16 protein-coding genes are annotated in these 13,371 nt (G+C 39.6%); 9 read left to right on the top strand and 7 right to left on the bottom strand.

The features are described 5' to 3' along the window. Window positions 1–40 precede the first annotated feature (40 nt). The 3 genes from pdsR to I6E80_RS02070 all read left to right on the top strand — a co-directional run bounded on the left by pdsR (window position 41) and on the right by I6E80_RS02070 (window position 3,300). The gene (gene pdsR / locus I6E80_RS02080) at window positions 41–730 is read left to right on the top strand and encodes a proteobacterial dedicated sortase system response regulator (protein ID WP_024604364.1); all 690 of its coding nucleotides are present in this window, start codon (window positions 41–43) and stop codon (window positions 728–730) included. Continuing rightward, the gene (gene pdsS, locus I6E80_RS02075) at window positions 730–2,868 is read left to right on the top strand and encodes a proteobacterial dedicated sortase system histidine kinase (protein ID WP_197184658.1); all 2,139 of its coding nucleotides are present in this window, start codon (window positions 730–732) and stop codon (window positions 2,866–2,868) included. Before pdsR ends, pdsS begins: the two co-directional genes overlap by 1 nt. A gap of 267 nt (window positions 2,869–3,135) precedes the next feature. After that, entirely contained in the window at window positions 3,136–3,300 is a 165-nt protein-coding gene (locus tag I6E80_RS02070) for a hypothetical protein (RefSeq protein ID WP_170071758.1), read from the top strand. Between the two features lie 2 nt (window positions 3,301–3,302). On the opposite strand, the gene I6E80_RS02065 is transcribed toward I6E80_RS02070, so the two are convergent. Next, on the bottom strand, window positions 3,303–4,556 hold the full coding sequence (locus I6E80_RS02065) for a multifunctional CCA addition/repair protein (protein ID WP_170071757.1): 1,254 nt from the start codon (window positions 4,554–4,556) through the stop codon (window positions 3,303–3,305). A 132-nt stretch (window positions 4,557–4,688) separates the two neighbouring features. On the opposite strand from I6E80_RS02065, the gene I6E80_RS02060 reads away from it, so the two are divergent. After that, window positions 4,689–4,916, top strand: coding sequence for a hypothetical protein (locus tag I6E80_RS02060; RefSeq protein WP_007581571.1), 228 nt, complete (start codon window positions 4,689–4,691; stop codon window positions 4,914–4,916). 18 nt (window positions 4,917–4,934) lie between these two features. Here I6E80_RS02060 and I6E80_RS02055 read toward each other — a convergent pair whose 3' ends face one another. The 4 genes from I6E80_RS02055 to I6E80_RS02040 are packed head-to-tail and all read right to left on the bottom strand — an operon-like array spanning window position 4,935 to window position 8,800. Continuing rightward, the gene (locus I6E80_RS02055) at window positions 4,935–5,435 is read right to left on the bottom strand and encodes a DUF1543 domain-containing protein (protein ID WP_197184657.1); all 501 of its coding nucleotides are present in this window, start codon (window positions 5,433–5,435) and stop codon (window positions 4,935–4,937) included. 8 nt (window positions 5,436–5,443) lie between these two features. Next, entirely contained in the window at window positions 5,444–6,793 is a 1,350-nt protein-coding gene (locus I6E80_RS02050) for a sigma 54-interacting transcriptional regulator (protein ID WP_197184656.1), read from the bottom strand. 2 nt (window positions 6,794–6,795) lie between these two features. After that, window positions 6,796–7,341: a hypothetical protein gene (locus I6E80_RS02045; protein ID WP_024598655.1), complete on the bottom strand. Its 546-nt coding sequence runs from the start codon at window positions 7,339–7,341 to the stop codon at window positions 6,796–6,798. A gap of 1 nt (window position 7,342) precedes the next feature. Beyond that, window positions 7,343–8,800 (bottom strand): sensor histidine kinase KdpD, encoded by a 1,458-nt coding sequence (locus tag I6E80_RS02040; protein ID WP_197184655.1) that lies wholly within the window; start codon window positions 8,798–8,800, stop codon window positions 7,343–7,345. Window positions 8,801–9,130: 330 nt separating this feature from the next. Here I6E80_RS02040 and I6E80_RS02035 point away from each other — a divergent pair, with 330 nt between their 5' ends. The 4 genes from I6E80_RS02035 to I6E80_RS02020 all read left to right on the top strand — a co-directional run bounded on the left by I6E80_RS02035 (window position 9,131) and on the right by I6E80_RS02020 (window position 10,285). After that, window positions 9,131–9,364 carry an EF-hand domain-containing protein gene (locus I6E80_RS02035; protein ID WP_024598657.1) on the top strand — a complete coding sequence of 78 codons (234 nt, stop codon included), beginning with the start codon at window positions 9,131–9,133 and terminating at the stop codon, window positions 9,362–9,364. 24 nt (window positions 9,365–9,388) lie between these two features. Then, a complete protein-coding gene (locus tag I6E80_RS02030; RefSeq protein WP_007581559.1) occupies window positions 9,389–9,616 on the top strand; it encodes a hypothetical protein in 228 nt (75 codons plus the stop codon). A 186-nt stretch (window positions 9,617–9,802) separates the two neighbouring features. Further along, window positions 9,803–10,039 carry a calcium dependent protein gene (locus I6E80_RS02025; protein WP_024598658.1) on the top strand — a complete coding sequence of 79 codons (237 nt, stop codon included), beginning with the start codon at window positions 9,803–9,805 and terminating at the stop codon, window positions 10,037–10,039. Window positions 10,040–10,048: 9 nt separating this feature from the next. Beyond that, the gene (locus I6E80_RS02020) at window positions 10,049–10,285 is read left to right on the top strand and encodes a calcium-binding protein (RefSeq protein WP_024598659.1); all 237 of its coding nucleotides are present in this window, start codon (window positions 10,049–10,051) and stop codon (window positions 10,283–10,285) included. A gap of 57 nt (window positions 10,286–10,342) precedes the next feature. Here I6E80_RS02020 and I6E80_RS02015 read toward each other — a convergent pair whose 3' ends face one another. Together I6E80_RS02015 and I6E80_RS02010 are read right to left on the bottom strand one after the other, a co-directional pair. Then, complete coding sequence (locus I6E80_RS02015) at window positions 10,343–10,795, bottom strand: energy transducer TonB (protein WP_076923628.1); 453 nt, start codon at window positions 10,793–10,795, stop codon at window positions 10,343–10,345. Window positions 10,796–10,975: 180 nt separating this feature from the next. Beyond that, window positions 10,976–11,497 (bottom strand): energy transducer TonB, encoded by a 522-nt coding sequence (locus I6E80_RS02010; protein ID WP_197184654.1) that lies wholly within the window; start codon window positions 11,495–11,497, stop codon window positions 10,976–10,978. A 172-nt stretch (window positions 11,498–11,669) separates the two neighbouring features. Here I6E80_RS02010 and I6E80_RS02005 point away from each other — a divergent pair, with 172 nt between their 5' ends. Next, window positions 11,670–13,352, top strand: coding sequence for an amidohydrolase (locus I6E80_RS02005; protein WP_197184653.1), 1,683 nt, complete (start codon window positions 11,670–11,672; stop codon window positions 13,350–13,352). Window positions 13,353–13,371: the final 19 nt, after the last annotated feature.

Below are 13,371 nucleotides of genomic sequence, written 5' to 3'. Positions count from 1 at the left end.
CGATATAGTGCACAGCAGAGCCGATAGGATAATGATTAAGATGAAAAAAATAGCCATCGTTGAAGATGAACCCGCAATCCGCGAAAACTACATAGAAATGCTGAGCGCACAGGGCTACCAAGTAAGTGGCTTTGCCGATCGCGCTTGCGCAGAAGCTGAATTTAAAAATGCCCTGCCCGATTTAGCCATTGTTGATATTGGCCTAGGCCATGAAATAGATGGTGGTTTTTTACTGTGCCAAACATTGCGATCGCTTTCTAAAACACTGCCTATTATTTTTTTAACCGCCCGCGATAGCGAAATAGATACCGTATGCGGCCTGCGCATGGGCGCCGACGACTACCTAACAAAAGACATAAGCTTGGCTCACTTGGCTGCACGTATTGGTGCGCTGTTTCGCCGAATGGAAGCACTTGAGCAACCCGCTGATGCAAACGCACTCATAACACGCGGGCAATTAACGCTCGACACACAACGTATGCAGGTATTTTGGCAACAACAATTAGTTGATTTAACCGTAACCGAATTTTGGATGCTGCATTCACTCGCCCAGCGACCAGGCCATGTTAAAAGCCGTAACGAATTAATGAGCGATGCTAAAATTTATGTAGACGACAGCACCATTACTTCACACGTAAAACGTATCCGTAAAAAGTTTATAGCACTCGACAGCGCCTTTGATTGCATAGATACCGTGTATGGCATGGGCTATCGGTGGGAACAACACTAATGCTACGATTTGGTCTGCGCAGTAAATTTATATTACTTTCATGTTTTTTGTTTTTGCTGCCGTGGCTTGGCTACGAGTACGTATGGGAAATGGAAAAGTTTTTACGCCAAGGCCAAGAAAAAACCCTCGTAGGCACTACTCGCGCACTTGCTACTGCACTACATGAGCGCCCCGCATTATTTGACGAGCAAACCAACTTTTTAGACCAAGTAGTAAAAGGCCGCGATTTATACGCTTATAATCTTAAAAATCCTATTCAGCTCGACGGTAAACTTAACGATTGGGACAACTACCAACCGCTATTTTGGCATTACGACAAGCGCTACTTACAAAAAACAGATAACAAACATCAAGCCAGTGACTTATCGTTTGATCATATGGTGGGAAAGTTTGATAACTACTTATACGCCGCATTTAAAGTCACCGACAATACCCTTATTTATCGCGCTAAAAATAGCTTAAGCATTACTAATAACGATTATTTACAAATTGGCCTAAAAACGCCTGACGGCCAGTTTAATACTTACATTATTGCGCCACGCCAAAACGGCTGGGTTAATGCGTTTGATGCAAAAACCAAAACCCCTTTTACAAAAATTCAGGGCTATTTTGAAAGTACCAAATCTGGTTATAACGTAGAGCTGCGTTTTCCTATTAACATGCTGGGCAACAAACTTGGCTTTGCCATTGTTGATGTTGATAATAAAGAGGCGTTGTTAGAGCCTAAAATAATGTCGACCTCAAACTTAAATAACCCAAACGATTTAGGCTCGGTACTCGTACCTTCCCCAGAAATTAGCCGTATTTTAAAAGGCATGGGCCACAGTGGTAGCCGCATTTGGGTAGTTGATAACCATCATCGCGTACTTGCACAATCGGGTACTATTCAAAATGCAGATGGCGTATGGGCTGATGGGCTTACTAACCAAGCACCTAAAACTTGGTGGCAGCGCTTTGAGCAAAATTACTTACACCCAATTTACTATAAAATATTAACGCGCCCCGAAAATGAGTTTTTAGATACCCTGCACGATGTAGCTTCTATGCAGGGCACACATTTAGCTAAAGCATTAAAAGGGCAACCAGCATCGTCTTGGCGCTTAACTCCCGACAGCAAAGCTGTTATTTTATCGGCCGCTTACCCTATTTGGATCCAAGACCAAGTAATTGGTGCAGTAATAGCAGAGGAAACCACTAACGGCGTACGTACGCTACGTAATAAATCGCTCGAAAAACTGTTCAACGTTATTTTAGCCGTAATGCTAATTGGTACTGTCACCTTGTTCTTTTTTGCCTCGCGTATATCGAACCGAATTAGGCGACTGCGCGATACAGCTGAACAAGCAATTGATGCACAAGGGCGTGTTACCGGCAGTATTAATTACAGCGATGCTAACGATGAAATTGGCGATCTGTCTCGTAGTTTTTCAAACATTGTTAGTCGACTTGGTGGCTATACCGATTACTTAGAAAATATGTCGTCGCGGTTGTCACATGAGCTGCGCACGCCTGTTGCCGTAGTGCGCTCGTCACTCGAAAACTTACAAAGCTTGCCACAAAACGAGCTGAGTCAAAAATACCTCGATCGCGCCAGTGAAGGCGTTGAACGCTTAGGTAAAATAATAACCACCATGAGCGAAGCCACTCGCCTTGAGCAAAGTATTCAAAGCAACGAGCCTGAGCCTTTTGATTTACAAAAAGTCATAAATGGCTGCATGCAAGGCTATCAGCTTACTTACCCAAACCAGTTATTTACGCTTGATGTATGCAAAAACAAATTACCTATGCAAGGTGCTCCGGAGTTTATAGCTCAGCTACTTGATAAGCTTATTAATAACGCGCTGGAGTTTAGTGAAGCCAATACGGCTATTAATGTAGGCCTTAAACAGAGCGAAAATAAAGCAACATTAACAGTGAGTAATACAGGCCCCGCATTACCCGAAGGATTAACTGAGCATATTTTTGACTCTATGGTGTCGGTACGTAGCCAGCAAATGCAGCAACAGCCACATTTGGGGTTAGGTCTTTATATTGTAAGGCTGGTGTGCGACTACCATAAAGGCAGTGTAACAGCGCAAAATGACGAGCAAGGTGATGGTGTCGTATTTACCGTAACGCTGCCGTTAGTTACTGGCTAAGTCTGTATTTTTACCATTATATTTATAGCTACAGTCTTATATGCAAATAGTAAGTACACAATAAATTAAATTCAGCTGTATATTTTTAGTTAAAAATAGTTACTTTAATTTACCTTAACTCCATATAAATTAACAAATAAACCCCTCTCATCCCTCAAAACCTGCCGGTTACAATTTAGTACAACTTCAAATGTAACTATTCACTTTTAATTCAGTCGAATGACCATACCCTACATCATATTAAAGTATTAAATTGAAGGAATACTCATGAAACCATCACTAGAGCGTGAAGAACTAGACTTTATTTTTGACTTATACAGGCCCTCTAAAAAACCTAAGTCTGAAAATGTAAAACCAAAAAGTACAAACTACAAAGAGCTAAGAAAGCACGACGCGACTAAAAACCAAGGCGTATCGCACTACTTAGTCTAATTTTATTGCGCTTGGGACTTCTCATGTTTTAAAAATGCTTTAATGCAGTTTATTTCTGCAAGTTTTACTTCTTCGCCTATTTCAGGGCCTTTTTTGCCATTTTTAAGTGCATTTTGCACTACCAGTTTCTTATCCATTTTTTGCAGTTCAGTATGAATTGCTCGCAGCTTAGCTGCTTGCGGATATGGCTTATCTACCAGTGTTTCACCACGCCCTTGTGCATCGCATTGGCATGCTTGGGTAAACGCTATAAAACGTTCTGGGTGTACCAACGCATTTAAGTTAGTCACTATTAGCTTGTGAATAGTTTGCGGCCTTAACTGGTCAATCGTGTGGCACAGGGTATGATTATCACTGGTGAGCACGCCAACATCACGAAAACGATTAGGCACTTTTAACCGCTCACAAAACGCTTCAATAACTGCAACACCTTCGCGTTCGTGCCCACGTAGGTTCCCATACTTTTTAAAGCTAAGCGCTTTTCCAAAATCATGGGTTAGTGCAGCAAAACGTGCTTCCAAGTTAAAATTTAAATCGGCAGCACGCCTAAGTACCAGCATAGTATGTACAAATACATCCCCTTCAGGATGATGGTTTGCTGGTTGAGGTACGTTAACCATGCGCTCAAGCTCTGGAAAAACACCTAAGCCTTGCAGTGCTTCAAAATAAAGCTCAGGGTACTTTTCACCCAGTGCTTTTTCGGTTTCAAGCCACACGCGCTCTGGTACTAAATGATTTAGCTCACCTTTATTTTTAAGCTCACGCATTAGTGCATACGTACTTGGGTGAATACGCCAATCACTGCCATAGCGCGCTAAAAAACGGGCAATACGCAGTACTCGAACAGGGTCTTCTACAAATGCCTCTGTGGTGTGGCGCAGTGTTTTATTTTGTAAGTCAGTTTGGCCATTAAACGGGTCAATAATATTACCGTGTTCATCAAGCGCCATTGAATTTATGGTTAAATCACGCCTTGCTAAATCTTCTTCTAGCGTTACAGTTGGGCTGGCATCAACCACAAAGCCTGTATAGCCCTTCCCGCTTTTACGCTCCGTGCGCCCGAGTGCATATTCTTCTTTTGTTTTTGGGTGTAAGTAAACCGGAAAATCGCTACCTATTGGTACAAAACCTAGCGACTGCATTGTGTCTGGCGTTTCACCAATCACTACATAATCGTTATCTTTTGATTTTATATTTAGCAGCTTGTCGCGAACTGCCCCACCAACGAGGTAAACTTGTTTTAAGTTACTTTTCACTTTATTCCCATAAACATTAATAAAATTGTTTGATGTTAATCATAACATTAATTAAAAAATTCTGCGGTGTTTGCCAAGCTCAAGTAAGCTCATTACAATGGCGCATTATTTTCAGCTATAGCCTCACAATTAATGAAAAACCATTCATCAAAAAAAGAACTTATGTTACTACCCATTTTATTAGTGGTTATTTTAATGTGTGTGGCGGGTCACTTTTTACTACAAGCAAATTTTCAAGACAGTAATGTGGTTGAATACATGTTAGCAGCACTGCCGTTTGCTATGTTTGGATTGGTTATTGTAGCGTTTAAAATGGCGGCTAAAAGCGAAAAGGATGAACAAAACGAGCAGGACTCTTAATCCTGCTTTTTGGCTGATTTAAAGTACGTGGTAGCCAAACCAGTCTGGCTTTATCGGCTGCGATATACCGCTGGGCGTGAGTTTAATGCTTAGCTGGCTATCGAGTAAATCAATGGCAAAGCAATCGTCTACGTCATGTAAATCATCTTTATGAATATGGCTAAGGCCTGCAAGTAAATCGTTTTTAGCACGCTCTTTAGCTTCATGGCTACTACTTGCAACATACAACGCAAAGTCGTGTTGCTCAGCCATAGAATCACTTCTGTAAGCGCCTAAATTTACAAAATAGAGTTGTTTATTTTGCTCCACATAGCTATCGACTACTTCTACTTTAAAGCCATCAATATGATTAATTGCCATGTAACTATCCATGTGAACACTACTTCTGTCGCCTACCCACTGGCTTTTTAACTTTGAGTAGGTTTGCTCTATATTCTCCCCTACAACAAAACGAATATCATGCATTTCAATGTGGCAACCTCGAATCCGGCCACCTAAATAAACCATAAATAACTGCATGCTTTTCCTTAACCTAAATTATCAACATCAATATTATGCTTTTTAATCAACTTATAAAAATCTGAGCGGTTACGTTTAGCAAGCTTAGCGCCTTCGGCTACGTTACCACCTGCCATTTTTAAAGTGTTAATTACATAGTCGCGCTCAAACTCTTTTTTAGCGTCGTTTAGTGATAATGGTTCTACATTTGTTTCGTTACTATTTAGCGCTGCTAACACTAAGTGCTCTGAAATAACATCGCTTGGCGTTAATGCTACAACCTGCTCTACTACGTTTTGTAGTTGGCGGATATTACCTGGCCAGTCGTAACGCACAAGCGCATGCATCGCATCGCTTGCAAAGTGTTTTTCAATTTGCTTCATGCGCTTAGCAATGCTTGCACTAAAATGCTGTGCTAATAAGCTTATATCTTCGCGGCGCTCACACAGTGGCGGTAATTTTAAATTAACTACGTTTAAGCGATAGTATAAATCTTCTCTAAATTGCTGGCTTAAAATAGCTTCAGGAAGATTTTTATGTGTTGCCGATACAATACGTACATCAATTGCTATTTCTTCTTGAAAACCCACCGGGCGAATTGTTTTTTCTTGTAATACGCGCAGTAACTTAACCTGCAAGTTAAGCGGCATATCGCCTATTTCGTCTAAAAATAACGTGCCGCCCTCAGCTTGTTGAAACAACCCTTGGTGATCTTTAATTGCGCCTGTAAAAGAGCCTTTTTTATGACCAAATAATTCGGACTCTAAAAGCTCCCCTGGTACAGCGCCGCAGTTAATTGCAACAAAAGGTCCGTTACTTACATGGCTATGTTGATGAATCGCCTGTGCGAGTAGCTCTTTACCTGTACCACTAGCCCCCGAAATCAATACATTAACTTGTGTTGGCCCAAGTAGTTTTACTTGCTCAAGCAAGTGAAGCATTGTGCCGCTACGCGTAACTATATTACTTTTAGGTGCGGCTTCATCAGCGTTAACACCGTGAATTTCTATCGCTTTAGCAAGGCTGTCAAATAGCTCATCTTTATCTACAGGTTTAGTTATAAATGCAAAAATGCCCTGCTTAGTTGCCTCTACTGCATCAGGAATTGAACCGTGCGCTGTCATCATAATGACAGGTAATGCAGGGTAGCGGCTTTGCAACTGACGATGCAGTGCCATGCCATCCATTTCATCCATACGCAAGTCGGTTATTACGGCGTCAAACACTTGGCCTTTAAGTATTTGTAGTGCGGTTAAGCCGCTTTCACAGGTCGTTACTTCGTATCCTTTTGATTCGATACGAATAGCGAGCAGTTTTAATAAGCTAGCGTCGTCGTCAACGAGTAATACTTTTGCACCTTGCACTTTAGTTGCTGCCATAGTTACTGCTCCTTAGTTTCTTCTCGTAGTAAAAGCTGCTGCTCAATTGTTGCTAACGATGAGAGGGTTTCTTGCATTTTATTGTTAAGTGCTTGCTGCTCTTTTTTAGCATTTATTTGCATAGTCACTTGCTGCTTTTGAAGCCATAAATATTGCTTTATATCATCTGGCCAAAAGTAAGCAAGATCGAGTTTTAGCAACTTAGTCATTACTGTATTTGGATCATCATTTATGTTTAAGCACATAAATTTAAAAAAGCGTTTAAGATCGTTTTCGCCTGTAAAAATATCTTTTTTTGGCACCAATTTAAATCCGCCACACTGATTAGCGTGCCATGCAATAACTTGCTCTGCTGGAGGGTAGCTAGGTTCTATTTTTGGTCTGGGTTTTGGGCTTGGTTTGCTGTTTTTGTCGTTTTTTATTTTAGTATCGACCACAGGTGCTGGTGTAATTGACACACGCTCTTCTTGCCCATTATTAATTTCACAACCAGATATAACCATGCTGCTACTGAGCACACATAAAATAGCGATTAAACGCAAGCGCATGTTAATTAACTCCTAGATTTTTTGTTATGGGAATTTTAATTGAAAACCGGCAACCATGTGGCTCGTTATGTTCAACAGTAAGTGTACCTCTTAGCTGTTCAACAGACTCTTTTACAATAGTTAAGCCCAGCCCACTGCCTTGCAGCGTAACATTTTTACTGTGTTTACCTTGATAAAATGCGCTGAAAATTTGAGTTTTTTCTTGCTCTTTAATACCGCACCCTCTATCGAGCACAGCGATACAAAGTTGATTTTGCTCAAGCGCTAAATTAATAGTAACGCTTTGCTTATCTTCTGAAAATTTTAAGCCATTTGAGATAAGCTGAATTAAAATCATCTCAATAAGCTCACTAGGTAAAGCAAGCGGTTTATTTGGTAAGTCATTTTTCCATTGCAGAGTCTGTTCACGCGCACTTAAGCGATGCTCAAAATGGCTATTTATTTTATTAATAAGGAGGCTAAATTCAACTTCGCTTAGACTGTCTTTACTGGTACGAATCGCATTATAGCTCAATAAACTATCAATCATTGTGCGAAGGCGCACCATAGATTGACTAATCAGTTCAAGTACCGCTTTTTGCTCACCTGTAATTGGGCCTACTATTTCATCAGTTAGTAAGTCAGTGCCTTCGACCATTGAAGCTAACGGCGTTTTTAGCTCATGGGTAACATGGCGTAAAAAAGTATCTTTTTGCTGCTCAAGCATATGTAGTTGCTCTTGCACCCACTGAAGCTTTTCTCCTAGCTCAACTAGCTCAGCGGAACCTTTAACTGATATTTTTTGCTGCCAATGTCCCTGTCCTAACTTATCAATAACCGTGGTTAACCCTTTTAGTCGCCCACTTATGCGCCATAAAAAACCACCACCTACAATTAAAGTAAGTGGAATAAGTGCCACCAGCCAGTTTATAAATGAGGCTTGCAGGCTTGTCAGCTCATTTTGGTTATTGGTAATTTGCGCTTCGTTTTTATCACGTAACCATAAAGTAAGTTCAGCGACTAAATCGCTCACTGGCACAAACAACTCAGCTTGTTGTTGTTTTTGCTCAACCAATTCAACATGCGCGGTTTGTAAGGTGGTATATAAGCGTTGCCATTGGTGGGTATAATCTTTATTCATGTTTACAAATTTAAGCTCATCAATGCTTTGCAGGGATGATTGCCATTTATCAACAATGAGTTTGTCGAGCGATTCACTTTTTAATACCCAGTTTTGCCTAGTGGCCCGCTCAAGACTGTTGAGTTCTTGTTTTAGAGTATTAAACGATTTAGTAACTTGGTAATTGTTACTCACAAGACTTTGAGTAATAGCTAATTGTTTGTTAAGCGCATTTAAAAATACAATCACCACTATAGAAAGCGGGAGCAACGAAAGCAGCATACTCATTGCAAATTGCCCGATTAAATTAGGCCGCCAGTTAAGCATTGCTTGGTATTTTTTAGCTATAGTTACTGGCATTTCGTTTAGTCCTTTTAAATTAAGCGTTCTATTATTAAGTGCTTACCTTATACACTAGCTGAACCAGCAATTATATTTAATACGATTAACAGCCAGTGCTACAAAAACAATGTGTCGCCAAACAGAGACAGTGTAAGTCATTGATTTTAAAAGCATCTCTTTAATCTCGCTACATAGTGTTGCAAAAGACATACAAAAATTACAATAAACCCCGTAAAAAATTCTCACTCTCCTCAAGTTAAAACGCTAAGCATTTGAAAATTAATAATAATTATTATTGGCATCATTTTTGTAATGCTGTTACTAACTTTAATCAATAAGGAAATAATTATGAACAAACGCATTTTAGTAGTTTCATCATTACTAGCTTTAGGCTTTTTAGGCGCTAACGCACACGCAATGGACGTTCACGCGACTTTTAACGAGCTTGATAAAGACAGTAACGGTACATTAAGTGAAGCCGAAGCAGGTGAAGATGCCGTTTTACATGAGAATTTTTCTCAAATTGATACCAATCAAGATGGGCAATTGTCGCTAGATGAATTCAAAAAATTTATTCAATAAACTCATTTAATAAGGAACGTGATTATGAAACAACTTATAGCCGCTTTTTCATTAATGTTTTTAGCAATTAGTGCCACTGTAATTGCATCCCCAACAAACGTGCGCTTTGCTCATTTAGATAAAGATATGGATGGACAAATATCAATTGTAGAAGCAAAGGAAGACAAAGAAGTAATGAGACAATTTGCCGACTTAGATGAAGACGGTGATGAAAAAGTCTCAAAAAAAGAATTTGAAAGCTTTAAACCTTAATCAGCAATTACTGATTAAGGTTTACTTAAGCTTGTTACAGGTAAACTGAGCTTAAAAGCATTTGCCATAATCCCTGAGGGAGTGTGTAAAAGGATTTAATGTTGGGAGTTAAATTACGGCAAGTGCTTTTTCCTTTTTACTTTGTTTTAGTCACGAACTTTTAATACATCTTTTGGAAGGAACACCATGAAGATACTTCCCCTTGTTATAAGCATTTTAATGCTATTAAGTTTTGATGCCGCGGCACTTGATGTAAAGCAACGCTTTGATCACCTAGATAGCGACAAAAGTGGCTATTTAACACACGACGAACTTGATCCCCAACCACAACTTTTAAACACCTTTGTAAAATGGGACAAAAACCAAGATAACCAAATTTCGCTAGTCGAATTTAAAAGTTATCTAACTAACAACCTTTACTAAGTGATTTGTATGAAAAGTATTAGCTATATAACGCTGCTGGCGTTTAGTATTTTTAGCACATTTAGTTTTGCCGCAAGTAACGATATTGCAAAGCAATTTAAAAAGCTAGATAGGAACAAAGATGGTTTCTTATCACGTTCAGAAACCGCTATAGATCCGGCTTTGTGGTCACGATTCTCAAGCTACGATAGTGATAAAGATGGCAAGTTAGCACTAAATGAATATGGCTTATATGCAAGTAAGTAGTTTTATAGCTAGGTAAACAAGCACCTAGCTTATTATATTTATATCTATTAATTACGTTCAGGCTTTATTTTTAGAACAATGCGCCAAATACTCTGCATCAGTAGGTTTTGGGCTCACCATAAAATCCATTTTGAGATAAGTTAGAATAGGTTGCTTACTCGTATTTTCAGTTGTCGCTTTCCAGCGCCATAAACCCACAGCAGCAGCTGCATTATTATCAAACACACCCTCAGGGTAGGATGCAATAACCTTATACCCTTGGGCTTCACCTTGTGAATTAATTAACATAGCAAGCTCAACACAACCTGAAATACTTTTCTTTGCAGCTTCTATCGGATATCGCGGCTCTACTCTTTTAGCAACATCCCAGTATTCACCTGCCTTACTTCGCAGTTCAGGACTCGATAAATCAATAAAACTCGGCATTTCATCGTTTACTTGTTGATCAGACGTTGAGCCACAGGCTGTTAGCATCATGCTCAACGGGAGTAATAAATAGAGAGCTTTCACAGTATTTCCTTATTCTTGATGCTTATTTAGTTATTTGTAATATCCGTATTAAACTCATACCCATCAGATTTTATAAAGGTTCGATCTAAAACGTTACACACACTTAAAGTAACTTTAGAGTGAGGTAAATAAGTACTTTGTTCAAACCTTATAATCTTTCCCGTTACTTGAAATGTTTCATCAGTAGGAGGTTTTTTTAATTTTACCTGTTACTTGAAATGTTTCGCCAGCCGGACAATTTTTTAAATATTTTTTACCTACTGGTATTGAATCAATCATAAAATCAATTCTGATATGAGTAAGTACAGGTTGTTTAGCTACATTTACGTTAGTAGGTAGCCAGGCCCATGTATTTAAAGATTGCGCTGCGGCTTCATCAAATAACCCCTTAGGGTATGAAGAAGTTACTTTATATCCTTGCGCTTTACCCTCAGAATTAATAATAGTCATGAGTTCTACACAACCAGCAAGACCTTTTTTTGCAGCAGCTATTGGATATCGTGGTTCTGTTCTTGTGGAAATATTCCAATAGTCTTTCACCCTGTCGCGCAGCTCAACACTTGATAAATCTATATAATCGCGTATTTCAGCATTTGATACATCAGTATGGTTTAGCTTTTCTACACTTTTATCTGCAGTAGGTATCGATCCACATGCCGCAAGTAATGAAGTTAATGGGAGTAATAAATAGAGGGCTTTCATAGCGTTTCCTTATGCTTTATTGATTGTTTTACATACTAAACAATCACATCAATTACCTATTTTGTAAACAGTTAATATAGAGAAAAGCCTTAAAATGAGGTCTATCAATTCATTGGTATTATAAAATCAAGTTTGTTAATGTAAGTAAATTAACAATAAAAATTAAGTAACTATGCCACTCAAAAAAATAATCAAACCACTCATACTAGCCAGCCTTTGCGCTAGTTCTAGTTACACTCTCGCACAAACAAAAGTAATTTATAACGCCAATGGTTATACCCCTTTATACAAAGGTGAAGTACAGCAGTTTTCTACCCTCGTTATTAAAAATGGCAAGGTAGTTAAGCTCGGTAGCGAAACACTTAAAGATAGCTACCCAGATGCCAAGCTAATTGACGCGCACGGTAATACCTTATTACCTGGCTTAATTGATGCTCATGGGCACGTTATTGGCCTAGGAGATAATTTATCGCAACTTGACGTACGCGGCGCAAAATCGGTTGATGAAGTAACAAATAAACTAAAAGTATTTGCCGATAACAAACAAGGTTGGATTATAGGGCGAGGTTGGAACCAAGAGCTTTGGGCTGATACACGCTTTCCTACGGCTAAAGATTTAGACAAAGTAGTGAGCGATCGACCTGTGGTTCTTTCGCGGGTTGATAGTCACGCCATTTGGGTTAATTCAAAAGCGCTCGAACTTGCTGGGATTAACGCCCAAACAAAAGCGCCCGAAGGCGGTGAAATAATTAAAGACGAATTTGGTAATCCTACAGGTATTTTTGTAGATAAAGCAGAATCGCTAATTACCCAGCATATGCCAGCCCCTTCAAAGCAAGATATAAGTGACTCACTAGATGCAGCAGGTAAGCATTTATTAAGTTTAGGCATTACCTCTACTCACGATGCAGGTATTGATAAAGCCACATGGGAGGTTTACAAAGAGCGCGGCGACCTTGGTAATTTACCGCTACGTATTGTGGCAATGTTAAGTGGTGCAAGCCCTGATTTAGATACAATGTTAAAGGCAGGCCGATACCACGACAAAAATGACTTTATGGAAATTCGCAGTGTTAAAGTTTACGCAGATGGCGCACTTGGCTCTCGCGGAGCTGCTCTGATTGAAGAATACGCAGACAGACCTGGTCACCATGGTTTAATGCTTGAAACACAAGAAAAACTCGAAGCGCTCTTTACACAAAGCTTTAAAAGCGGCTTTAGCGCAAATACCCACGCCATTGGCGATAAAGCAAATAAAGTAGTACTTGATGCCTATCAAAATGTGTTTAAAAAAACGGGCGGTATATTACTACGTAACCGAATAGAGCACGCACAAATTGTAACGCCTGAGGATATCCCTCGCTTTAAAGCGTTAAAAATAATCCCTTCAATGCAGCCAGTACATGCCACTTCTGATATGCATATGGCAGAGCAACGCTTAACTGAAAAACAATTAAGCGGAGCCTACGCTTGGCAAACATTTTTAAAGCAAGGATCGGTTGTTGCAGCAGGGTCTGATTACCCTGTAGAGCTTGCAAATCCATTTGATGGTTTGTATTCAGCCATTACACGCATGGATCATAACAAACTACCTGAAAACGGCTGGCGCGCAAGTGAAGTACTAAGCCGCGAAGATGCATTACGTGCATTTACTCTCGGTGGCGCTTATTCAGCTCATCAAGAATTTAAGGTGGGTAGTTTAGAAAAAGGTAAATGGGCCGACTTTATTTTAATTGATAAAGACTACTTTAAGGTGCCTGTTGACGAGATATACAAAACAAACGTCCTGCAAACATGGGTAGCGGGAATAAAACGGTACGAAAAAACCAAAACAGAAAATACTATCGATAAATAAAACCAAAAAGGGTTAACGC

The organism is Pseudoalteromonas sp. NSLLW218 (genome assembly GCF_015864775.1).
GTDB lineage: Bacteria > Pseudomonadota > Gammaproteobacteria > Enterobacterales > Alteromonadaceae > Pseudoalteromonas.
Note: the sequence above shows the minus strand (reverse complement) of the source record. Positions and strands in the feature narration are given on the sequence as shown.